The sequence below is a fragment of the Leucobacter tardus genome, assembly GCF_017583045.1.
GTDB lineage: Bacteria > Actinomycetota > Actinomycetes > Actinomycetales > Microbacteriaceae > Leucobacter > Leucobacter tardus.
In genome coordinates this window covers 356,637-379,858 of the sequence record NZ_JAGFBF010000005.1, presented here as the reverse complement: position 1 = coordinate 379,858, position 23,222 = coordinate 356,637, and the positions used below count along the sequence as shown (strand labels likewise).

18 protein-coding genes are annotated in these 23,222 nt (G+C 65.8%); 9 read left to right on the top strand and 9 right to left on the bottom strand.

Translation table 11 applies throughout. From position 1 onward, the window contains the following. The first annotated feature begins 303 nt into the window (after positions 1-303). Positions 304-1,518 carry an MFS transporter gene (locus J4H85_RS08795; protein ID WP_279592039.1) on the top strand — a complete coding sequence of 405 codons (1,215 nt, stop codon included), beginning with the start codon at positions 304-306 and terminating at the stop codon, positions 1,516-1,518. Between the two features lie 2 nt (positions 1,519-1,520). On the opposite strand, the gene J4H85_RS08790 is transcribed toward J4H85_RS08795, so the two are convergent. Further along, the gene (locus tag J4H85_RS08790) at positions 1,521-2,237 is read right to left on the bottom strand and encodes a helix-turn-helix domain-containing protein (RefSeq protein ID WP_208238800.1); all 717 of its coding nucleotides are present in this window, start codon (positions 2,235-2,237) and stop codon (positions 1,521-1,523) included. Positions 2,238-2,519: 282 nt separating this feature from the next. On the opposite strand from J4H85_RS08790, the gene J4H85_RS14040 reads away from it, so the two are divergent. Next, positions 2,520-3,161, top strand: a complete 642-nt coding sequence (locus J4H85_RS14040; protein ID WP_243893597.1) for a hypothetical protein — start codon at positions 2,520-2,522, stop codon at positions 3,159-3,161. A 162-nt stretch (positions 3,162-3,323) separates the two neighbouring features. Then, the gene (locus tag J4H85_RS14035; protein ID WP_307863565.1) at positions 3,324-5,093 is read left to right on the top strand and encodes a multicopper oxidase domain-containing protein; all 1,770 of its coding nucleotides are present in this window, start codon (positions 3,324-3,326) and stop codon (positions 5,091-5,093) included. A 62-nt stretch (positions 5,094-5,155) separates the two neighbouring features. Here the strand turns inward: J4H85_RS14035 and glnA are convergent, their stop codons facing one another. Beyond that, the gene (glnA, locus tag J4H85_RS08780; RefSeq protein ID WP_208238798.1) at positions 5,156-6,580 is read right to left on the bottom strand and encodes a type I glutamate--ammonia ligase; all 1,425 of its coding nucleotides are present in this window, start codon (positions 6,578-6,580) and stop codon (positions 5,156-5,158) included. Positions 6,581-6,700: 120 nt separating this feature from the next. On the opposite strand from glnA, the gene J4H85_RS08775 reads away from it, so the two are divergent. Then, positions 6,701-7,132 (top strand): RDD family protein, encoded by a 432-nt coding sequence (locus J4H85_RS08775; protein WP_208238796.1) that lies wholly within the window; start codon positions 6,701-6,703, stop codon positions 7,130-7,132. A 22-nt stretch (positions 7,133-7,154) separates the two neighbouring features. On the opposite strand, the gene J4H85_RS08770 is transcribed toward J4H85_RS08775, so the two are convergent. The 3 genes from J4H85_RS08770 to lpdA form a co-directional block, all read right to left on the bottom strand. Beyond that, entirely contained in the window at positions 7,155-7,856 is a 702-nt protein-coding gene (locus J4H85_RS08770) for a DUF4191 domain-containing protein (RefSeq protein WP_208238794.1), read from the bottom strand. Between the two features lie 707 nt (positions 7,857-8,563). Beyond that, on the bottom strand, positions 8,564-10,363 hold the full coding sequence (gene sucB / locus J4H85_RS08765; RefSeq protein WP_208238792.1) for a 2-oxoglutarate dehydrogenase, E2 component, dihydrolipoamide succinyltransferase: 1,800 nt from the start codon (positions 10,361-10,363) through the stop codon (positions 8,564-8,566). 41 nt (positions 10,364-10,404) lie between these two features. Continuing rightward, the gene (gene lpdA, locus J4H85_RS08760) at positions 10,405-11,778 is read right to left on the bottom strand and encodes a dihydrolipoyl dehydrogenase (protein ID WP_208238790.1); all 1,374 of its coding nucleotides are present in this window, start codon (positions 11,776-11,778) and stop codon (positions 10,405-10,407) included. Between the two features lie 218 nt (positions 11,779-11,996). Between lpdA and J4H85_RS08755 the strand changes: the two genes are divergently transcribed. Together J4H85_RS08755 and J4H85_RS08750 are read left to right on the top strand one after the other, a co-directional pair. Then, positions 11,997-12,947, top strand: coding sequence for a proteasome assembly chaperone family protein (locus tag J4H85_RS08755; protein ID WP_208238788.1), 951 nt, complete (start codon positions 11,997-11,999; stop codon positions 12,945-12,947). 180 nt (positions 12,948-13,127) lie between these two features. Further along, positions 13,128-14,396, top strand: a complete 1,269-nt coding sequence (locus J4H85_RS08750; RefSeq protein ID WP_208238786.1) for an RNA polymerase sigma factor — start codon at positions 13,128-13,130, stop codon at positions 14,394-14,396. A gap of 80 nt (positions 14,397-14,476) precedes the next feature. Here the strand turns inward: J4H85_RS08750 and J4H85_RS08745 are convergent, their stop codons facing one another. Then, positions 14,477-14,722, bottom strand: a complete 246-nt coding sequence (locus tag J4H85_RS08745) for a DUF7455 domain-containing protein (protein ID WP_208238784.1) — start codon at positions 14,720-14,722, stop codon at positions 14,477-14,479. A gap of 187 nt (positions 14,723-14,909) precedes the next feature. On the opposite strand from J4H85_RS08745, the gene J4H85_RS08740 reads away from it, so the two are divergent. Beyond that, positions 14,910-17,018 (top strand): DNA gyrase/topoisomerase IV subunit B, encoded by a 2,109-nt coding sequence (locus J4H85_RS08740; RefSeq protein ID WP_208238782.1) that lies wholly within the window; start codon positions 14,910-14,912, stop codon positions 17,016-17,018. 76 nt (positions 17,019-17,094) lie between these two features. Here the strand turns inward: J4H85_RS08740 and J4H85_RS08735 are convergent, their stop codons facing one another. Continuing rightward, positions 17,095-19,551, bottom strand: coding sequence for a DNA gyrase/topoisomerase IV subunit A (locus J4H85_RS08735; RefSeq protein ID WP_372440196.1), 2,457 nt, complete (start codon positions 19,549-19,551; stop codon positions 17,095-17,097). A gap of 48 nt (positions 19,552-19,599) precedes the next feature. Between J4H85_RS08735 and J4H85_RS08730 the strand changes: the two genes are divergently transcribed. Beyond that, positions 19,600-20,823: an alkaline phosphatase family protein gene (locus tag J4H85_RS08730; RefSeq protein WP_208238780.1), complete on the top strand. Its 1,224-nt coding sequence runs from the start codon at positions 19,600-19,602 to the stop codon at positions 20,821-20,823. Between the two features lie 14 nt (positions 20,824-20,837). Here J4H85_RS08730 and sepH read toward each other — a convergent pair whose 3' ends face one another. Further along, positions 20,838-22,046, bottom strand: coding sequence for a septation protein SepH (sepH, locus tag J4H85_RS08725; protein WP_208238778.1), 1,209 nt, complete (start codon positions 22,044-22,046; stop codon positions 20,838-20,840). Between the two features lie 207 nt (positions 22,047-22,253). Between sepH and J4H85_RS08720 the strand changes: the two genes are divergently transcribed. Next, the gene (locus J4H85_RS08720) at positions 22,254-22,544 is read left to right on the top strand and encodes a DUF4193 domain-containing protein (RefSeq protein ID WP_208238776.1); all 291 of its coding nucleotides are present in this window, start codon (positions 22,254-22,256) and stop codon (positions 22,542-22,544) included. Between the two features lie 140 nt (positions 22,545-22,684). On the opposite strand, the gene J4H85_RS08715 is transcribed toward J4H85_RS08720, so the two are convergent. Continuing rightward, a complete protein-coding gene (locus J4H85_RS08715; protein ID WP_208238774.1) occupies positions 22,685-23,134 on the bottom strand; it encodes a DUF3093 domain-containing protein in 450 nt (149 codons plus the stop codon). Between the last annotated feature and the right edge of the window lie 88 nt (positions 23,135-23,222).

Below are 23,222 nucleotides of genomic sequence, written 5' to 3'. Positions count from 1 at the left end.
GTCGGCGAGCGCGCCGTCGGTGGCCGGACGGGTGGGACGGTCGGGCGTACGTGCCACGGCTGACTCCTCTGCAAGCGAAAGTGGTCTGTCCAGTGTTGCGGCGATGGTTGCGTGAAAGTGTGCGTTTCGACCGTGTTTAATGCGGATGCCGCTGGTCTCTTCGCGTGAACCGTCGAAACGATCGGCGTGGAGCGGAATAAACACGGGCAATCGCCCCTCACCGCCCTTCCGGCTGCGATTACGGTCAAACCAGTAGCCGAGAGACGTCGTCATGAGGCGCCGGCTCGACCCGCGAAGGAAACGATGAACACCACAACACGGTCACAAGCGTCCACACTGAAGGGGAAGTTCGTACAGGTGCTCCTGGCCACCTGCGCGTCGACCCTCGGGTTCTGGGCATGGATGCTGATTGCCCCGATCCAACGGTTCTACGCGGAGGGGATGAGTCTGAGCGAGGGACAGATATCAGTGCTGCTCGCCGCCCCAGTGCTCGTGGGAGCAGTGGGGCGCGTAGTGACCGGCGCGCTCACGGACCGTTTCGGCGCCCGCATCATGTTCACCGTGATTTTGCTCGCCTCGATTCCCGCTGTGTTGCTCGTGGCATTCGCCGGTACGATCGGCAGCTACCCACTGCTGATCCTGGCGGCCACATATCTCGGTGTGGCCGGCACAGTGTTCGCGGTCGGAGTGCCGTTCGCCGGCGCGTGGTACGCGCCGCATCGGCGTGGATTCGCCACCGGTGTGTTCGGCATGGGCATGATCGGTACGGCGATCGCCGCGTGGCTCACGCCGCGACTGCTCGGCGCCCTCGGGTTCGTCGAGACGCACGTGCTCGTGGCCGGAGCCCTGCTCGCGATGGCAGTGCTCGTCTGGTGCTTCATGCGGGAGTCGCCGCAGTGGTCACCGAATCGTGTCCCCCTCTTGCCGAAGGTCGTCGGCGCCCTCAAACTGCGCGTGACGTGGGAGATGTCGTTCCTATACGGCATCGTGTTCGGCGGGTTCGTCGCCTTCTCGACCTTCCTGCCCAAGTACCTCGTCACGATCTACCCTGAGGACGTGGACCCGGTGGGGGCAGGTACGCGCACCGCGATTTTCGCAGCTGCGGCGGTAGTCGCCCGCCCGATCGGCGGCGTTCTCGCCGACCGATTCGGCCCGAAGATCATCTCCCTGATCTCGCTCGCCGGAATCGTTTCACTGGCCTACGTCGTCGGGCAGCAGCCCGCTGAGGGGGTGCTCACGGGCGCGACGTTCATCACGATGGCCGCTGCGATGGGGCTGGGAATGGGGGCCGTGTTCGCCTGGATCGGCCCCTCGACACCGCCCGAGCAGGTCGGTGCTGTCAGTGGGGTCGTCGCTGCCGCGGGAGGTCTCGGCGGGTACTTCCCCCCGCTCGTGATGGGGGCGACGTATCATCCGGAATCCAATTCCTATTCGCTCGGGCTGTGGCTACTCGTCCTCGTCGCCGCACTCGCACTCGTCGTCGGCGGAATGTTGCGAGGCACCGCACGCACGTCATGAGGTCACGCACTCGGGGAGGCTTCATCCTCCGCAATAATCGCCGCGCCCGTTCGAGAGTGCCGCGGTCGGGTGGGGATCCAGGTGTGCTCCTCTGCCTCGTCCGTGCGTCCTCCCGACGCGAGCGTCACACGGCAGGCGTGGGGTGTCACGAATGGCAGCACCTCTACGATGCGGAGTGGCCCCGGCACCTGTTCGAGTTGCTGACGCACCAGACGCCCATGCACACTGCAGACGACTTCACCGTGCTCGTTGATGAGTTCGTGGTAGCGGCACGGGCGCACCTCAATCTGCAGCGACTGCGGGTCGAAGTGAGGTTCGAGCCCCACTTCGTCGAGGTGAGCGTAGAGCGCATCAACCTGATGCTGCGCCGCATCGTTCAGATCTGCGCTCAGGTCGAGCGTGGGGCGGATGCGCCGCAGCATGTCGCCCCGATGGAGAGATTGCTTGAGACGACGTTCTGCGTTCGGGTTCTCGTCGGAGGATCGGACGGGATCGTAGACGACGGGCGGCCGGCCTCGCGTGCCGGTCGCGACGGCGCGACTGACCACGAAACCCTCGTCCTCCAACACGTGAAGGTGCTCTCGCGCCGTGTTGACGTGCAGGCCGGCCTCGCGAGCGAGCTCGGGCAACCGGCGACCCGGTTCCGCGTGTACGGCATGCAGCAATCGCAGCCTGCTGAGCTGAGTCAGACCACGAAAATCTTCGACACGCCTCGGCATACCGACATCATACGTGTGGCGCACGGCGGCTCGACGCGACGGTCGTCTCGGCGGCACAGCGACTGCCGATGCGCCCGAGATCTCAGCCCTGATTCGCATGGTGCGCGCGACGCCGACCTTCACGTCGCACGCGCGACTGCCACGGCAGCGGCGGCGGGTCATGAGTCGCCGAGATGGGCTCGGTCGCCCCGTGTACCAGGTAAGGAAGACCTGACGATCGTGAATCGACTATCGACCAATCCTGAAAGCTCCGATCGAGCGCCGTCGCGCGGGTTCTGGGTGATGCGCGATGTTCCGACGGTGCTGTGGCTGTTGATCGTCGTCATCGCGGCCTTCGCGCACCGATGGGTGCCCGCTCCGCGCTGGCTCATGATCCACCTGACTCTGCTGGGGGCCGTCACCCACGCGATCCTCGTCTGGAGTCAGTACTTCTCGTTCGCCCTCTTGCGCAGCGCCGCCACGCGTCGCGAGCGGCGCGCACAGAACCTCCGCCTGGTACTCGCCAATACCGGTGCCTCGCTCGTGATGATCGGCGTGCCGACAGTGCTCTGGATGCTCACCATCACCGGAGCGACACTGATCGCCGTAGCCGCGAGCTGGCACGGTGCGAGCCTGGTGCTGCGCGCGCGGCGAAGTCTTGCGGGACGCTTCGGACACACCGTTCACTATTCGATCGCCGCCGCTGCGCTGCTCGTGCTGGGTGTCGCCCTGGGCGGGTGGCTTGCGGTCGACGGCGCTCCGCCGCAGTGGGTGATGGCGCACGCGCTGGTGAATGTGCTGGGCTGGATCGGCTTGACCGTGGCCGGCACCATCGTCACCCTGTGGCCCACGATCCTCGGCACTCGCGCCGAAGAGCGCGCCCCGCATGGCGCCGCTCTCGCGCTCCCCGTGCTTACCGGCGGCGTGGTCATCGCGGCGGCGTGAGCCGCGAGCGCCTGGCTCCCGGTCGCCCTCGCGGGTCTGTTGTGCTATCTCTCCGGACTCGTCGTTCTCGGCGCTTCTCTCGTCCGTACCACCCGTGGCTCCGCACCGACCACGTTCGCTGCGCTCTCCGTCGGCGCGGCCCTCACCTGGTGGGCGGGCTGTGTGATCGCGATCCTGATCGGCGGTGCGACCGCTCTCGCCTCAGACAGCGGATTGACGGACCTCACGAGGATCGTACACGCCACGGTGCCGTACCTCGTCGCCGGATTCGCGGCACAGGTGATGCTCGGAGCACTCAGCGCTCTCGTGCCGGTCGTCCTGGGAGGAGGGCCCGGGCCGGTGCGCGTCGGCGCCGCGGCCTTCGACCGCGCGGGTCAGCTGAGAGTCGTCGTGGTCAACACGGCGCTGATCGTCTGCGCACTCCCGGTTTCGAGCCTGATTCGCGTGCTGGCTTCCGCGCTGTACCTCGGCGCTATGGCTTCATTTCTCGTCGTCATGCCCCGGGCGATGCGTGCGCAGCGTCGCGCGAAACACTCGATCACCGATACGGGCGTGATCCCGAGACCCGGACCGGAACGCTCTTTCACCCGTCGCCGGGCGGGACAAGCCGTCGCCGGCCTGCTGGGCGTGCTCCTGGTAACGGCAATCGGCGCTGCAGTCGACCCGGTCTCGCTCGGGTGGAGCACGCCGCCCAACAGGTCTGCCGACGGGCCCGTGCATACCGAGCGCGTCGAGGCGACCGATATGCGGTTCACGCCCGCGGAGATCGAGGTGCCGGTCGGAACGCATCTCGTCATCGAGCTCACGAATACCGACCCTGTGCAGCCCCACGATCTCGTCTTCGAGAACGGGGTGGTCGGGGAGCGTCTGGCACCGGGGGAGTCGACGCGCATCGATGTCGGGGTGATTACGGCTGACGTCGCGGGATGGTGCTCCATCATCGGGCATCGAGAGATGGGCATGGCGCTGACGATCGTCGCCTCAGGCAGCCCGGAGCACGGCGGATCGCCGAGCACGCACGCGCGCGGCGACGATGGCGGTGGCTCCGAGCCCATCGATTTCAGTGCGTCACCGGGTGCCGACTTCGCCCCATACGACGCCGTGCTGCCGCCGCTGCCCTCCAGAGGGCCGACGACCCACCGTTTGACGCTCGAAGTGGAGGATACGCGGCTCGAAGTCGCTCCCGGAGTCTGGCAGACCCTCTGGACGTACAACGGCACCGCCCCGGGGCCCGTGCTGCACGGTCGGGTCGGTGACACGTTCGAGGTGACACTCGTCAATCACGGACGCATGGGCCACTCGATCGACTTCCACGCTGGTGCCCTCGCACCTGATCGACCGATGCGCACGATCGCGCCGGGGGAGCAGCTCACCTACACGTTCACCGCGGAGCGCTCGGGCATCTGGCTCTACCACTGCTCGACGATGCCGATGTCTGCTCATATTGCGAACGGCATGTACGGCGCCGTCGTGATCGAGCCGAACGAGCTGCCTTCGGTGGATCGCAGCTATGTGCTCGTGCAGGGGGAGTACTACCTCGGCGGCCACGACGGGGGCGAGGTAAATATCGAGGCGGTGCAGTCCGAGCGGCCCGACCTGGTCGTGTTCAATGGCCACGCCACCCAGTACGATCACACCCCGCTCGAGGCCACGACCGGGAAGCGAGTGCGATTCTGGGTACTGGATGCCGGACCGAACCGGGCATCGAGTTTTCACATCATTGGCGGACAGTTCGACAGCGTAAGGAGCGAAGGTGCATTCGTGATCGATCGCGTTCCCGGCATCGGTTCACAGGCTCTCGGATTGCAGCCCGCACATGGCGGTTTCGTTGAACTGGTCTTCCCGGAAGCAGGACACTTTCCGTTCGTGTCGCACATCATGGTCGATGCCGAGCGCGGGGCCCACGGTATCGTGCGTGTCCGCGACGAATAAGTGCGGGCGGGGCGGATCGAGATGACCCGACCCGCCCCGCCCGCACTCAGACGCTGTCGAATTCAGACGCCGTAGTAGAGCTCGAATTCGAAGGGGTGCACGCGAACGGCCATCGGCTGCAGCTCGAACTCCCGCTTGTACTCGATCCAGGTCTGCACGAGCTCTTCGGTGAACACATCGCCCTCGAGCAGGAACTGGTGATCGGCCTCGAGCGCCTCGAGCGCCTCGCCCAGCGAGCCAGGGACCTGAGGAATGTTCTTGGCCTCCTCCGGGGGGAGCTCGTAGAGATCCTTGTCGATCGGCTCCATCGGTTCGATGCGGTTGCGGATACCGTCGAGGCCGGCCATGAGCTGCGCCGCGAAGGCCAGGTACGGGTTACCCGATGCATCCGGAGCCCGGAACTCGATGCGCTTCGCCTTCGGGTTCGATCCCGTGAGCGGGATGCGCACGGCGGCCGAACGGTTGCCCGCGGAGTACGCGAGGTTCACGGGAGCCTCGTATCCCTTCACCAGACGGCGGTAGCTGTTGATGGTCGGGTTGGTGAACGCGAGGACCGCGGGGGCGTGCTTCAGGATTCCGCCGATGAACCAGCGCGCGGTGTCGGAGAGCTGCGCGTACCCGTTCTCGTCGTAGAAGAGGGGCTCGCCGTTCTTCCAGAGCGACATGTGCGTGTGCATGCCGGATCCGTTGTCACCGAACACCGGCTTCGGCATGAACGTCGCCGTCTTGCCCCACAGTTCAGCCGTGTTCTTCACGATGTACTTGAACTTCAGCACATCATCAGCGGCGCTCACCATGGTGTCGAATCGGTAGTTGATCTCGGCCTGACCAGGAGCACCGACCTCGTGGTGCGATCGTTCGAGCTCGAGCCCGGCTTCGATCAACCGAAGCGAGATGTCGTCGCGCAGGTCCGCCTGCTTGTCGACCGGGGAGACCGGGAAGTACCCGCCCTTGGCCGAGGTCTTGTGACCGAGGTTGCCGCCCTCCTCCTCGCGCGCCGAGTTCCAGTGCGCCTCTTCCGAGTCGATGGCGTACATGGTGCGGTGGCCGGTGGTCTCGTAGCGCACATCGTCGAAGATGTAGAACTCGGCTTCGGGAGCGAAGAACGCGGTGTCCGCAATGCCGGTCGACGTGAGGTAGCGCTCAGCCTTCTTGGCCACCTGGCGCGGATCCTTCGAATAGATCTCTCCGGTGCGCGGGTTGTAGATGTCGAAGAGCATGATCAGCGTGCGCTCGGCGCGGAACTGGTCGAGGTACGCGGTCGTCACATCGGGGATCAGCTGCTGGTCGGACTCGGCGATGCCGGCGAAGCCGCGGATCGAGGAGCCATCGAACATCTGCCCGACCTCGAAGAAGTCCAGATCGACCGTAGCGGCCGGAATGTTGAAGTGCTGCTGCACACCGGGGAGATCCGTGAAGCGCACGTCGAGAAACTTGACGTCCGTCTCCTTGATGAAATCGATGACTTCCTGGGGGGTTTGAAACATGCTGCTCCTATTGCCAGTGCACCTCGGGCGGTGCCGAACGGTCATGACCACCCTACGCGAGACTGGTTTCAGTTCGGTGAGACGAGTGTTTCCCGCGTGTTACAAACTAGGATGATGGATATGCCTCATTCTCCCCAACCGCAGCGCTTCGGAGATCTCGAACCCAGCGAATGGCCGGGTGAGCGTCTCGGGCTCCCGGCGGAGGGACCTCGTTCGGTCGGTCGTATCGGTCGCCGCACGCTTGCAATTCTGCTCGACTGGGGGATCGCCGGCGTCATCGCAGCGCTTGTCGCGGGCGGCGACCCGCACCCGTTCCTGCCGCTCGGGATATTCGCACTGATGCAGATCGTGTTCATTCCGACGATCGGAGGGTCCCTCGGCCACCGTGTGTTCGGACTCCGCGTCGTTCCGATCAGCGGCGGCTGGGTCGGGATCTGGCGACCACTGGTGCGCACCCTGCTCCTGGTGCTCGTGATCCCGGTACTGGTCTGGGACTCCGATCAGCGCGGTTTCCACGACAAGATCGCCGGGACCGTCCTCATCCGCTGGTAGAAGCCTGTCGACACGTACAGATCTAGCGGGGGCGCTGCGAGCGGATCTTGTTCGGATCGATGCCCTTCGGAATTCCGACGGGCGCCTGCTTCAGGGAGACGAGGCGATTGTGCACCGCCTGCACCTCGGCGCGACGCAGGGTCGGCTTGAGCTTGACGAGCGTGCGTGACAACTTGTGCAGCGGCACGCTGTCGGCGTCGGGACCCACGAAGAGCTCGGTGATCTCGACGTTGCGCAGCACGGGTCGGATGCGGCGCTTCTCCTCCGCGATCATGCGCGCCGTCCGCTGCTGAGGACCCTCGCCGATCAGCACGACACCGCCGCGTCCGACGACCCGATAGACGGCATCCTGCTGACGATTCATGGCCACCGGCACCTCGGAACCGCGCCAGGACCGGCGGAGCGCACTCTGAACGACGGCACCGACGGCGCCGGGCTGACCGGCGATCTGACGGTACGCGGTACTCTCGGCGCGCCGACCGAGGATAATCATCGCCAGGAGGAGTCCGACCAGGATGCCGGTAATCGGCCAGAGGATCCAGGAGAACACCCCGCCACCGAGCAGGAACGCGAGCAGCACGGATACGAGGATCGGCCCCACGATCGCGAGCAGCATGAGCAGGGGGAGCTTCCGGTCGTGCTGCTTGGTGGTGCGGTACACCTGCACCATCTGCTTGATGCGACCGGGCTCCTTCGCCGCCTTCTGCTGCTTCTCTTTTGCCATACCCTCTAGCGTATCGCGTCAGTGGGCTGCTGAGTGACGCTCACACGCTCTCGTGCGTCGTTCACAGGGCCGGCACGGGCGGGATCGCTCCACCCAGGTGCCGGACCGTCACATCCGGACGGGGAGATGGCGCATGCTGAGCAGATGCAGGTGAGAGAGGACCCGACGTGAACGGACCGGGCACATCGTGAGCCGAGGCAGATCCGTGGCCGGCCGGGAGCCACCGACCCCGATGAGCGTGCCCGAGCTCGCCTGGCTGGTCGAGCACCTGTGCCTGCTGGGACTCCGTGCGCGCATGCGGGGCTACTGCTGGGGCCTGCTGTCCCGCGACGACCTCGTGCTGCAATCGAGAGGAATCGAGATCCGGATGGTCGGCGGTCGGCGGGGTGCGCGATCGCAGTCGGCACGAGCGCGTCGGCACCGTGACACCGGACATGATGCGGGATGCGCTGCGGTCGGAGTTCCGCGAGAAACGATCGTGAGCGTCCTTGCCACGTCGGATCATCCGGGTGGGAGCGCGCTCCTGTTGGAAGGGTTGGACGAAGCCATCGCGATCATCGGTGAAGGACCGACAGTGAATGAGGATGCCGCCCGGGAAGCGGTGCATTTCTCGATCGCACGCCGGATCACGTCACGCGCGCCCGTCTCAGACGCCACTGGCCGCGCTGTCCAGGACGGACAACACGGCCAGTGGCAAAAGCAGAACGTTACATTCCGAGGTCGTCTGCGAAGTCGCCCTCTTCGAGACGGTTCTTGATCTGCGAGAGGAATCGCGCGGCGTCGGCCCCATCGACGATGCGGTGATCGTAGGAGAGCGCCAGATAGACCGTCGAACGGATCGCAATGGAATCGCCCTCGGGACCCGAGATGACGAGCGGCTTCTTCACGACCGCTCCAGTGCCCAGGATGGCGACCTGCGGGAGGAACACCAAGGGCGTGTCGAAGAGCGCTCCGCGGGATCCGGTGTTCGTCAGCGTGAACGTGCCGCCACTCAACTCGTCAGGCGTGAGCTTGTTGTCACGCGTGCGAGCCGCGAGATCGGCGATCTCGCCCGCGATCTCCGCCATGTTCTTCTCACCCGCATCGCGCAGCACCGGAGTCAGCAGGCCGCGTTCGGTATCGACGGCGATGCTGATGTTCTCGGTGTCGGGGTACGAGATGCTGCCGTCCTCGACCGTCGCGTTGATGACCGGGTAGGTCCGCAACGCCTCAGCGGCAGCGACCGCGAAGAACGGCAGGAAGGAGAGCTTCGAACCGGTGCGCTTCTGGAACTCGTCCTTGTTCGCAGCGCGGAACTGAGCGACCCGAGTCACGTCGACCTCGACCACCGTGGTGAGCTGAGCGGTCTGCTGCAGCGAAGCGACAGCGCGCTCGGCGATCACCTTGCGCAAACGGCTCATCTTCGCGGTGGTACCGCGAAGATCCGAGACCTCGACCGGCTGCTTGGCCTTCGACTCCGTCGCGGGAGCGGCCGACGAGGATGCGGCCGAACTCGACGATTGGGCGGCAATCGCCGACTCCACGTCTTCCTTGCGAATGCGCCCGCCGACGCCCGAGCCCTGCACCGACGACAGGTCGATCCCAGCGTCGTTGGCGAGCTTCCGGACGATCGGCGTGACGTAGCCCGACGACGACTGCTGCCCCTCGGACTGACCGTGCCGGGGCTTCTCCGCCTCCTGCTGGGGGGCCTTTTCCTGCTTCGGAGCCTCCTCCTGCTTCGGAGCCTCTTCCTGCTTCGGAGCCTCTTCCTGCTTCGGAGCCTCTTCCTGCTTCGGAGCCTCTTCCTGCTTCGGAGCCTCTTCCTGCTTCGGAGCCTCTTCCTGCTTCGGAGCCTCTTCCTGCTTCGGACTCTCTTCCGGCGCACCGCTGCCCACCCGGGCGAGCACGGCGCCGACCTCGGCGGTCTCGTCCTCTTGAACCAGGATCTCCTGAACCACACCCGCGAACGGCGAGGGTACTTCAGTGTCGACCTTGTCGGTCGAGACCTCGAGCAGCGACTCATCCACCTCAACGGAGTCGCCGACGCTCTTCAGCCAGCGCGTCACGGTGCCCTCGGTCACGCTCTCGCCGAGCGCGGGAAGCACGACGTCCTGGCTCTCACCCGAGTCATCGCTCGATGAACCCGCGGCGGCTTCTGCTGACACCTGCGCGGGGGCTTCTTCGGACTGCTGCGGCTGCTCGGCCTCTTCGGGTTCAGCGTTCTCCGCCGGCTCCTCATCAGAGGTCGACTCGGACGTGCCGGAATCGCTGTCGCTGTCCGCACCGCCCTCTCCGGAACCGATGCGCGCGAGCTCCGCACCGACTGCAGCCGTCTCATCCTCATCGACGAGAATGGCCTCGAGCACTCCCTCGACCGGCGAGGGGACTTCGGTGTCGACCTTGTCGGTCGACACCTCGAGCAGTGGCTCATCGACGGCCACGTGATCGCCGACGCTCTTCAGCCAGCGGGTCACCGTGCCCTCGGTGACGCTCTCGCCCAGTGCGGGGAGGACGACCGATTCACTCATGGTGTGTTTCTCCGTTTCGTTGTCAACGTCAGCGGCAGCGATTAAATCGCGTGCAGCGGCTTGCCGGCGAGCTTCAACATCACTTCGCCGATGGATTCGTGCTGGGTGGGGTGGCCGTGGATCAACGGTGCCACATCCTCCGGGTAGGCTTCCCATCCGACGATCAGCTGCGCTTCGCCGATCAGCTCGCCGACCCGGCCACCGATCATGTGCACGCCCACCACGGGGCCGTCCTTCACCCGGACCGCCTTGACCGTACCGCTCGTGCCGATGATCGAGCTCTTCGCATTGCCGGCGAGGTTGTACTCGTAGGCCTCGACCTGGTCGTCGCCGTACTGATCCTTGGCCTTGGCCTCCGTCAGTCCCACCGAGGCGACCTCGGGATCGCAGTAGGTGATCTTCGGGATGTTGACGTCTTCGACGACGACCGGCTTCAGGCCGGCGATCTCCTCCGCGACGAAGATGCCCTGCTGGAATCCTCGGTGGGCGAGCTGCAGACCCGGAACGATGTCGCCGACGGCGTACACGCCGGAAAGACTCGTCTCGAGACGTTCGTTGACGGTCACGAAACCGCGGTCGAGAGTGACGCCCGCCTCCGCGAAGCCGAGACCGTCGGTGACCGGACCGCGACCCACGGCGACCAACAGGTAGTCGGCGGTCAGCTCCGTGCCGTCCTCGAGCTTCACCGTGACACCGTCATCGGTCTGGGTCACGGACTCGAAGCGCACGCCGAGCGAGAAGTTGATCTTCCGCTTCTTGAATGCACGCTCAAGCTGCTTCGAGATGGACTCTTCCTCGTTCGGAACGAGGTGGGGGAGCGCTTCGACGATGGTCACATCGACGCCGAACGAGCGCCAGACGCTCGCGAACTCGACACCGATGACGCCGCCACCGAGAATGATCGCTTTCTGCGGAATCTCAGAGAGTTGCATCGCGTGCTCGCTCGTGATGACCCGGCCGCCGATCTCCAGGCCGGGCAGACTGCGGGAGTAGGACCCGGTCGCGAGCACGACGTGCGTACCGGTGAGACGATCGGAACCGACCTCGACGGTGTGCGCGTCGACGAGACGACCCTCGCCCGCGAAGATCTCGATCTTGTTCGCCTTCAGAAGTCCCTGCAGACCCTTGTACTTCGAAGACACAATGCCCTCGCGGTACGCGTTCACCGCATCGATGTCCACACCATCGACCGTCGCCTGCAAGCCGTACTTCGCGCCCTCGCGGGCCACATCGACGACCTCGGCGGAGTGCAGAAGCGCCTTCGTCGGGACGCACCCGCGATGCAAGCACGTTCCGCCCAACTTGTCCTTCTCGACGATCGCGGCGCTCAATCCGAGCTGCTGCGCCCGGATCGCTGCGGCATAGCCGGCGCTGCCGCCGCCCAGAACAACGATGTCAAACTGCTGATCGGCCAAGTGGCATCTCCCTCGGGTTGTGCGCGATGGAATGGACTGCGTCGGACGATCTGCCCTGACGCGGCGAACACCAGCCTACTACTCGTTGCGTCGTCGTGCTGGCGGTGCAGCGACAGCTGCCGACGAACTACGGGAGCACCCGCTTACTCCCTGTGCGGTTCGCTCTCGGCGTCACGGTTCGGGTGGGCTCCGCGAGGCAGGTTTCGTAAACTGGTGTCGTGAACAATCCGATCTTCTCCGCTGAGTTCCCTGAGCGCCGCGCTGCGGTCCCGAGGGGTCTGCCACTGATCGTGGCACTGCTCGGCGTGACGGATGCGGGAACTGCCGTGGGTCAGCTCGAGACCTACCTCTGGGAGCACTCCTCACCCGAGGAGATCGTGCGCTTCAGCGCTGACGAGTTGCTGGATTACCGCGCGAGACGGCCCGTCATCACCTTCGACGAGGACCACCTGCTCGATTACGCGCCCGAGGAGCTGAGTCTGAGCCTCGCCCACGACGAACTCGGCGCGCCGTTCCTGCTGCTCAGTGGCTACGAACCCGATTTTCGGTGGGAGCAGTTCATCGATGCGGTCCTCATGCTTGCGCACGAGTTCGAAGTCGCACGCACGGTGTGGGCGCATGCACTGCCGATGCCGGTGCCGCATACCCGACCGATTCGGGCCACGGTCAGCGGCTCTCGCGAAGATCTCATCGCGGACCGCTCGGTCTGGAGGCCGACGACGAAGCTCGCTGCGTCCGTGTCCCACGTGCTTGAGTACCGGTTGCACAGCCTGGGGGAAGAAGTGACGGGCTTCGCACTCCTCATTCCGCACTATCTGGGCAATACGGAGTACCCGGATGCGTTGCTCGCGGCACTCGATGGAGTGATGGCGGCCGCGGGCCTCTTCTTCGCGACAGATGATGTGCGCCAGAAGGCTGAAGCGTTCCGAGTGCAGGTCGACAAGCAGATCGCTGATAACGCTGAGTCCGAGGAAATGGTCCGCACGCTCGAGGATCGCCATGATCGGTACATGCAGGACCGTTTGGAGTCCTCGCCGCTCATCGATGAGGACGGGGCGATTCCCACGGCGGATCAGCTCGCGAGCGAGCTCGAGAACTTTCTGGCGAACCGCCCGGACAGCGAGGGCGGCGAGTTCGGGTTCGACGACGGGTTGGGCGGCCGGAACTGACGCGTCACCCTGCGCGGATCACCAGGGAAAACGTGCAATAATCGTCGTGATAACCCATTCAGTCCGGGTCCGCAACCGTTGTTCGGGAATGCGCCGGGGTTGACATGGGTTTTCATGCTGTGAGCAGGTGCCGACCCTACGGCACCGCACAGAAGTGAGAACGAGGAGAGAGGCGGCCGCGTGGCAAAGGCACCCACGACCAAGACTCGTACGCAGGCGAAGAACGCCGAAGAGAGCAGCGAGAACGAGACGGTGAAGTCCGCCCCGAAGAAGGCGGCAGCGAAGAAAGCCCCCACTCAGAAGCCCGCGGCGAAGAAGCCCGCGGCGAAGAAGGGTGGCGGGCGTCGCCCGAAGGAAGAGAACGATCCGCTCGACATCGTCGATGGGATCGCGCCGGACACGCCCGAGCCCGAGGAAGCAGAGGACGCTACGGCGAAGTCGAAGCCTCGCGAGTCGGCCGAGCCGCTGCCGACCGGAGCGATCGTGCTGCGACCCTCCGACGAGGAGGAGGTGCCCACGGTCACGACCGCGATCTCGGGCGCGACCGCGGACCCGGTGAAGGACTACCTCAAGCAGATCGGTAAGGTCGCCCTGCTGAACGCTGCTGAAGAGGTCGAACTCGCGATGCGCATCGAGGCCGGACTCTTCGCCGAAGAAAAGCTGGCGACCGAGAAGAGTCTTCCGAAGAAGCTCGAGCGCGAACTGAAGTGGGTCGCTCGTGACGGTCAGCGCGCGAAGAGCCATCTGCTCGGGGCGAACCTCCGTCTCGTGGTGTCGCTCGCCAAGCGGTACACGGGGCGTGGCATGCAGTTCTTGGATCTCATCCAGGAGGGCAACCTCGGACTCATCCGTGCGGTCGAGAAGTTCGACTACACGAAGGGCTTCAAGTTCTCGACTTACGCGACGTGGTGGATCCGGCAGGCGATTACGCGCGCCATGGCCGATCAGGCGCGCACGATCCGTATTCCCGTGCACATGGTCGAGGTCATCAACAAGCTCGCCAGGGTCCAGCGTCAGATGCTGCAGGATCTCGGCCGCGAACCGACTCCGGAAGAGCTGAGCCGCGAGCTCGACATGACCCCTGAGAAGGTCGTCGAGGTGCAGAAATACGGTCGCGAGCCGATCTCGCTCCACACTCCGCTCGGTGAAGACGGCGATAGCGAGTTCGGTGACCTCATCGAGGACACCGAGGCGGTCGTCCCCGCGGACGCCGTTGGCTTCACGATGCTGCAACAGCAGCTCGAGCAGCTCCTCGATTCGCTGTCGGAGCGCGAAGCGGGAGTGATCCGGATGCGGTTCGGGCTCGGTGACGGGATGCCGAAGACACTCGATCAGATCGGCGACACCTTCGGCGTGACGCGTGAGCGCATCCGACAGATCGAGTCGAAGACGATGGCGAAGCTGCGCCACCCGTCACGCTCGCAGCAGCTGCGCGACTACCTCGAGTAGACCGTCCCGATCGGCAGCTGATGCACGAAGGGCGGGGAATCACATCAGTGGTTCCCCGCCCTTCGTCGTCTTACTGAGCGTCAGTCCTCGATCAGCTTGTGGCTCTCATCGTGCCACGCTTCGGCAACCGGACGCAGCTTGGCCTCGTGCTTCCGGGCGTGATGTGCACAGAAGAGCAGTTCGCTGCCCCCGAGGAGAGCGCGGACATACGCCTGCGCTCCGCAGCTGTCGCAGCGGTCGAGACCGGTGAGGGGGCGGTCGGCTGCCTGGCCGGCCTGCTCGTCGGCCGATGCGTCCACAGCGTGTTCGTGCTCGATCGTGGTCATGGCAACCTCCTTCTCGCTGTTTCAAGTGTGTCCAGTCAACCATGCTCGAGTGGAAACCTCGGTCAGGTGCCCCCAGGTTTCGCTGTACGCGTATCGGCGGCGGTTCCGGCACGCGCCGCGACGCTCCGCTCGAGTGTCGGTGCCAGCGGATACAGTGGACGAGTCATCTGAAACCAAGGAGCAGTACGTGGCAGCATCCCCGTCGCAGGAGTCCAGTTACTCGGCCAGGCACCTCACCGTGCTCGAGGGACTCGAAGCCGTGCGCAAGCGTCCAGGCATGTATATCGGCACGACCGATTCACGTGGCCTGATGCACTGCCTGTGGGAAGTCATCGACAATTCTGTCGATGAGGCACTGGCGGGTCACGGCAATGACATTCGAGTGACGCTGCACGATGACGGCAGTGTGACGGTCTCCGACAACGGACGTGGCGTGCCGGTGGACATCGAGCCGAAGAGCGGACTGACGGGCGTCGAGCTCGTCTTCACGAAGTTGCACGCCGGCGGGAAGTTCGGTGGCGGCGGATACGCATCCGCCGGTGGCTTGCACGGCGTGGGTGCATCGGTCGTCAATGCCCTGTCCTCACGACTCGATGTCGAGGTGGATCGCGACGGCAAGACGTGGGCCATGTCGTTCCGACATGGCGAGCCGGGCATCTTCGACGGCGATTCGCCGGACAGCCCCTTCACGCCGTTCGAGCGTTCGTCAGAGCTGCGAGTCATCGGCAAGGTGAAAAAGGGTGTCTCTGGTACACGGGTCCGGTACTGGGCGGATCCGCAGATCTTCCTGCGGGAGGCCCGTTTCGATTCCGAATCGCTCGTCGCTCGTGTCCGCCAAACCGCGTTTCTGGTGCCGGGACTCGCGATCGAGATCCGTGACGAGCGCGCGGCTTCGCTCGACGAGTCCGGTCAACCGAGCGTGCACCAGTTCCAGTTCGATGGCGGGCTCGGCGAGTTCGTCGATTTCCTCGCCGTCGATGCGCCCATCACCGATACCTGGAGCGTTACGGACTCGGGAACCTTTACGGAGACCGTTCCGGTCATGGACGAGGAGACCGGACACCTCGTCTCCCGCGACGTCGAGCGTCGTTGCGATGTTGACATCGCGCTGCGCTGGGGCACCGGATACGACATCGAAGTGCAGAGCTTCGTGAATATCATCTCCACGCCCAAGGGCGGGACGCATCTCGCCGGCTTCGAGCAGGGCTTGGTGAAATTCTTCCGCAAGCAGATCGAGTCGAACGCTCGCAAACTGAAAGCGGGCAGCGATAAGCCCGAGAAGGACGACATCCTGACCGGGCTGACCGCGGTGGTCACCGTTCGGGTCCCCGAGCCGCAGTTCGAGGGCCAGACGAAGGAGGTGCTGGGCACGGCCGCGGTGCGCCAGATCGTCTCGAAGGCGATCACCCGCGGCATGGAAGAACGCTACGCCTCGTCGAAGAAGACCGAGAAGACGCAGACCGCAGCGCTCCTCGAGAAGATGGTTTCCGAGATGAAGTCTCGGATCGCCCTCAGGGCCCAGCGCGACACGCAACGGCGCAAGACCTCGCTCGAGAGTTCATCACTTCCCGCGAAGCTGATCGATTGCCGATCCAAGAACGTCGAGGAAACGGAACTTTTCATCGTGGAGGGCGACAGCGCCCTCGGCACCGCGCGGCCCGCTCGCGATAGCGAGTTCCAGGCACTTCTGCCGATTCGCGGGAAGATTCTCAATGTGCAGAAGGCGTCCATCGCCGAAATGCTGAACAACGTCGAGTGCGGGGCCATCATCAAGGTGATCGGCGCGGGCTCCGGGCGCGACTTCGATCCGGAGGCGGCTCGGTACGGCAAGGTCATCCTGATGAGCGACGCTGATGTCGACGGGGCGCACATCCGCACACTGCTCCTGACGCTGTTCTTCCGATACATGCGTCCGATGATCGACGCGGGACGGGTTTACGCCGCAGTGCCGCCGTTGCACCGCGTCGTCGTGCAGCACGCCGGCCGCAAGCCGAATGAAATCGTGTACACCTACAGCGAACGCGAACTGAACGCGCTCCTGGCGGATCTCCGCAAGCGCGGGAAGAAGTACCAGGAGCCGATTCAGCGCTACAAGGGTCTCGGTGAAATGGACGCGGACCAGCTTGCGGAAACCACCATGGATCGGGAGCACCGGACGCTGCGCCGCGTGCGACTGGAGGACGCTCACGCGGCCGCCCAGATGTTCGAACTGCTCATGGGGAACGAAGTCGCACCCCGGCGCGAGTTCATCGTGGACAACGCGGACGACCTCGATCGCGAGCGCATCGACGCCTGAGAACGACCGTGAAGCGTGACCGGTCACGCTTCACGGTCGCTGCACTTCAAGTGTCGCTGTGCGCGGGAGCGTGCGCTCAGGGAGCCGCACCGACGTGCGCCGCAGCACCGTCGAGCGGGTAACCCGATCCGTCGCGACGGCCGAGTTCTGTGGGCAGCGTCAGGGCGCGTCCGTCGATCGTGAGCGCCCGAGGTTCTTCCGTTCCCACCCAGGCGCACGCGATCTGGTCCTCCCATTTGAGGAACCGCTGCGCGCGCACGCCCCCGGTTGCTCGGCCCTTTGCCGGGAACTCGGCCCAATCAGAAACCTTCGCGGTGGCCACATCGGTTCCGGGGAGCGTGATGGAGCTGTCGGCAACGGTGACGACACGTGCGTAAATGCCCACCCGAAGTGCGCCAGCGAAGACCACCCGAGCTTCGGCGCCAAGCTTCATCCCGGCCATACCGCCCGCCGCCCGGCCCTGCGGGCGCACCGAAGCGGCGGGGAATCGCAGCAATTGGGCGTCGCTGGCCACGGCCGCGAACTCGGAGTCGTCGGGAGCGGGGAACGCGGCGACCACCGAGTCACCCGTCTTGAGCGAGATGATCTCGAGATCGGGCCTCATCGGGAGCTCGGTGAGCACCACGCGTTTGACCACGCCCTGCCGCGTGAAGATGCCCACCGGCTCGGGAGACTCAAGCGGGACGATGCCGACGACGCTGAGCTTCGGATTCGCGACGCCGATGTAGTCGATGAGCTTCACGCCGGCGGAGAACGCGATACTGGTCGCCGGAACGAGCGGGAGGTCGACCGGGGTGAAACGATGCAGGGTTCCGTCGGAGAGCACGGCTCCCAATTCTCCGCGAACGGTGCCGTCGACCGCCGCGCTCACCGCGCCGTGCTTCGTCGCTCGGCTGGCTCGACGGGGTTCGCCCTGGGTGTCGGGATCGCGATCGATGCGCAGCGCTCGCCCGGTGCAGGAGAGCAGCACGGTGCACGGCGTATCGGCGACCTCGAGGGATGCGCCCTTCGCCGCCCGCGCAGGTCGCACGACAGCCCCGGTGAGGACGGTGCGACGCGGCGTGCCGTAGGACTCCGCCACCGCGTCGAGTTCTTCGATGACGACTGCGTGGAGTCGATCGTCGCTGCCGAGGATCTCGAGCAGCTGCTCGATCTCGCGCTGCAGGTCGTCTCGTTCGGCTTCGAGTTCGACGCGCGAGAACTTGGTGAGACGGCGGAGTCTCAGTTCGAGGATGTACTCAGCCTGGAGCTCTGACAGGTCGAACACCTGCATGAGGCGGGTGCGAGCCGACTCGGCGTCGTCGCTCGAGCGGATGAGCTGAATCACCTCGTCGATGTCGAGGATCGCGATCAGCAGGCCTTCGACCAGGTGCAAGCGTTCCCGCCGCTTCTTGAGCCGGTGCTGCGATCGCCGCGTGATGACGGAGATGCGGTGGTCGAGGAACACTCGGAGCATCTCCTGAAGACCGAGGGTCTGCGGCTGCCCTTCGACGAGCGCGACGGAGTTGATGCTGAACGAATCCTCCAGTGGCGTGTACCGGTACAGCGCCTCGAGCACGGCTTCAGGAGAGAAGCCGGTCTTCAGCGTGACGACGAGGCGCAGGCCGTGCTTCCGGTCCGTGTAATCGGCGACATCGGCGATGCCCTGCAGCTTCTTGCCCTCAACGCCCTGCTTGATCTTCTCGATGACTCGTTCGGGGCCGACGAGGTACGGCAGCTCGGTGACGATGAGACCGGTGCGCCGAGGCGAAATCTGCTCGACCGAGACCTTCGCACGGGTGCGGAACGCTCCGCGCCCCGTGCGGTAGGCGTCTTTGACCCCGTCGAGGCCGACGATAATGCCGCCACCGGGAAGATCGGGGCCCGGGATGAAGTCCATGAGGTCATCGGAACTCGCCTCGGGGTGCTGCAGCAGATGCTTCGCCCCCTCGACCACCTCGATGAGGTTGTGCGGCGCGAGGTTCGTCGCCATGCCCACAGCGATGCCGCTCGCACCGTTGACGAGGAGATTCGGGACAGCGGAAGGCAGTACCTCTGGCTGGAAGATCTGGTTGTCGTAGTTCGGGACGAAGTCGACGACGTCCTCGTCGAGCGAGGCGGTCATGGCGAGCGCGGCGCCGGCGAGCCTGGCCTCCGTGTACCGGGATGCCGCCGGGCCGTCGTCGAGGGATCCGAAGTTGCCATGCCCGTCGACGAGGGGAAGGCGCATGGCAAAACCCTGCGCCAGTCGGACCAGGGCGTCGTAAATCGAGGCGTCCCCGTGCGGGTGCAGCTTGCCCATCACTTCGCCGACCACTCGAGCGGACTTCACGTGCCCCTTTTCGGGGCGCAGACCCATGTCGGTCATCATGAAGAGGATGCGTCGCTGCACCGGCTTCAGTCCATCGCGAGCGTCAGGAAGTGCCCGAGAGTAGATCACCGAATACGCGTACTCGAGGAACGAGGCTTCCATCTCTTGGGAGATGTCGATGTCTTCGACGCGTCCGGAGACGATCGACTGGTCGTTGGGTGCGTCGCTCACAGCCTCGGTCACGTGCCTTTCGTTCGGGAAGCGCGCCAGGGCGCGGATACGATGGATCTCATGCTACCTCCGACCCCCGACAACGGTGCGAGGCTGGCCGCGATTCTGCCGATGGGACTCGCCGGTCTCGCTGCCGCTCACGGTGGCGACCCGGTCGAGACGCTTGAGCGCGCGACGGGTCGGCCGCTCGCGAACATCTCGACGGGGATGACGGACCGCGTCGTACCGATGCAGTCGTTCGTCATGGTGGTGGTGGACGGGCTCGGACACGCCAATCTCCGCGAGCGCGCCGCCTACGCGCGCACGCTCTCCCGGTTGCAGCAGCGGCGGATCGAGACGGTCATCCCCTCGACCACGGGCGCAGCGCTCACGACGCTGACCACCGGTCGTCTGCCGGGGGAGCACGGTCTGCTCGGCTACCGGATCCTCCACCCCACGGCCGGGCTCGTCTCGACGCTGAAGGACTGGGACGCGGTCGACGATCCGCGCTCCTGGCAACGGTCGGAGCCGCTGTTCGGGCTCGCAGCGAGCCTGGGTGTCAGGCCGCTGGTCCTGGGTCGTCCCGCGCACCGCACCGGGGGCCTGACCGAAGCGATCCTGCGCGGTGCCGACTACGTGGCGGGGCAGCGCATCGACGATCGATTCGCCGAACTCTCCCGGATCCTCCGCGGCGGAGAACGCGTATGCGCGTATCTCTACGTCGACGAACTCGACCGCGCCGCGCACCGGTACGGTGCCGGCAGCGATGAGTGGGCGCGCGCACTGGAGTCGCTGGACGCCGGGCTCGATGCGCTGCTCCGGTCGCTCCCCGGCGGCACCGGGCTCGTGGTCACCGCGGATCACGGGATCGTCGACGTGCCGTCCCACGCTCACGTCATGCTCGACGACGTGCCCGAAGCACTCGATCACGTCGTCGCGGTGGGCGGTGAGCCGAGATTCAGATCGCTCTACCTGCGCGACGGCTCGGATGCCGCCGCGATCGCGGCTCGCATCGGCGCCAGCGAGGGTCACCGGGCCGTAGTCGCCACGCGCGAGCAGGCCGCCGCTGCCGGATGGTTCGGTCCGGTGGACGCCTCTGGGCTGGCGCGCCTCGGCGATGTGCTCATCGCCGCTCGCAAGCGCGTCGCCTACTACTCGTCGCACGACGATCCGAAGTCGCTCGCCATGGTGGGTCAGCACGGCGGCCTCAGCGAGGAGGAACGCGGAGTGCCCCTCGCGGTCGCCGGGGCACTCGACGGTACCGGTTTCGTCAGCGCGGTCGCGGCGGTCGCGCAGACCGCCTGAGACCTCCGACGGTCTCAGCGCGGATCTTCGTCGCTCTTGGTCCCGAACAGGATGTCGTCCCAGCTCGGGATCGAGGCGCGTCGCCTGCCGCGCGTCTGCCGATCCGCATCCCCGGTAGGGGCCGGTCCGATCACCGGACGATCGGAGCGCGAGGAGGGGACCGTCTGGTCCGCTCGTGCGTCGGAGGCGGCGTCCACGTCCCGCGTCCCGGGGTCATGGGGTGCTGCTGAGTTCGCAGGGGCCGAGTCTGGTGCCCGACGGTCCTGTCGATGCACGGGAGCCGTGTCATCGTCGACCGCGATCGGAGCCGGCGCGTGCGATCCGGGGTCGGTGTCGCCCGAGCGCGAGGACTGGGCGGACGTGTCGTCCTCCCAGGCACCCTCCGGGCGCTCATGCTCTCGCTGACCGCGCCGTCGCCTGAGGGCGTCGAGCAGATCGGCGGTCTGACCATAGTCGGTTTCCGCGTCCGGGCCGGTCCGAATACTGCGCTGCTCGATCTCGCGTCGCCTGGTGTACTCGTCGACGGGCTCCCGACGGGGACCCCGCGCATCCGTTTCGGAAACAGCTTCGGTCTGGCCGTCTTCGCCGGTCTCGTCGACTGACGGCGCACCGGCCGTCTCGGCCGCCTGCTGCGCTTCCGCTTCGACTGCACGCAGACGCGGGATCAAGCGGTCACCGACATCCTCCTGACGCGACAGGGACGCTGCGTCGGACGTCTGGGGGGAGAGGAGGCTCTTCCGGTGATCGAACGACCACACCGCGCGGTGAGCGATGTCGTGGGAGACGAAATCGAGTCCGACCAACCATCCCTGCTCGTCGTCACGCCAGGAGGACCACGAGGCGTCCGAGGCGGAGAGCCCCTCCAAGCGCTCGGCGATGACGGAGCCGAACTGTTCCAGACCGTCCGCTTCGTTCGCAGTCCGCACCGGCACCGCCTGCGCGCGCTCGAGAATGTAGCGTCGCTCGGCGAGCACCGGCTCTTCGTAGCGCTCGATGTCGGCGTCGGCGAGTCCCGTGATCTCGGCGACCTCGGAGCGAGACTTACCCGCTCGCACGAGGGCCTGAATCTCTCGGGGCTTCACCTTGCGATTCGTCTCTCGACGACTGAGGTGCCGCACCTCGCTCGCGACGGTGTCGTCGACGATGAGCCGGAACTCCTGTCCCGTATCCGTCGCGACGATGAGCGACTGCTCTTCGCGCCGCACCAATCGAAGTTCGTCCATGATCACTTCCTCCCGCACACTCGCGAACAGCCTTGCACAGAGCCACCCGGTCGGCGGGGATTGAGCCGGGCGATGCGCCGAAATCGGGGAGGCGGATCGCCGTGTCCAGCGAGATTTCAGCGCGGGTTTGCATTCACAGGCGGACGTGGGGCAGACTATGGCCGCTTAGGACGTGAAGTGCCATGGTGCACGGGAATGCAGGAGAGAATGGCTACCGACTACGACGCCCCCCGCAAATCCGAAGAAGAGACCGATTCGATCGAGGCTCTGAAGGAACGCGTTCCCGCGAAGGGCGGCACCGCGATCGACTCGGAGGACGCCGACAACCCCAGTTTCGACCTCGGAGGTTCCGACTTGTCGGATGTCGAGCTCGACGTGGTGGTCCTTCCGCAGCAGGACGACGAGTTCACCTGCGTCAGCTGCTTCCTGGTGCGCCACCGCTCGCAGGTCGACCATGAGACCGATCTCGGTCCCATCTGCCGGGAGTGCGCGGCCTAGTCTGCGACGCAGCGCGTCGCGGACCGGTCGCGGCGCCACCCGCGGTGGCGGCCCACGGAGCGAAGCGCGGGGCGGCGGCCTAGTCTGCGACGCAGCGCGTTGCTGACCGGTCGCGGCGCCACCCACGGTGGTGGCTGAACCTACCCGTTGCGGATCGCGGAGGCGAGGGCCTGCGGTCGTCGTGAGGTGATGATCCAGTAGGGCGCCGGATCCCGATCGTCGAGATTGGGGATACGGAGTCCCTCACGGATCCATCCGCGGACGACGAGGTGTGCTCGTGCGTCGAGTTCGATCCCGATGGCACGACGCAGCTCATCGCGGCCGAGATGCTCGGGCTCGCCGAGCATCTCGAGCGGAATATGGGCTCGGCCGCCCAGGAGCTCTCCGTTCTCCACGCGCACGGTGGGGCTGAGCGCCGCCAGGATCGCGAAGACGATCGCGTAGACGGTGATCGCTCCGGGCAGCGCGATGGCCGCGTCGATCGGGGTGAGCACGAGCGTGACCGCGGGGATGAGGAAGACCGCGGTGATGATGAACATGACCGTGCTGGGCCAGAGTCGTTCACGATACCGGGTGGTGGTTTCAGCCATTCCTCCATTATCGGCCACTCCGGTGTGCGTTCACCGTTCGCGTCGCTCGTGCGCCGGTTCAGCCGACGCGTGGTTCGATCGGATACCC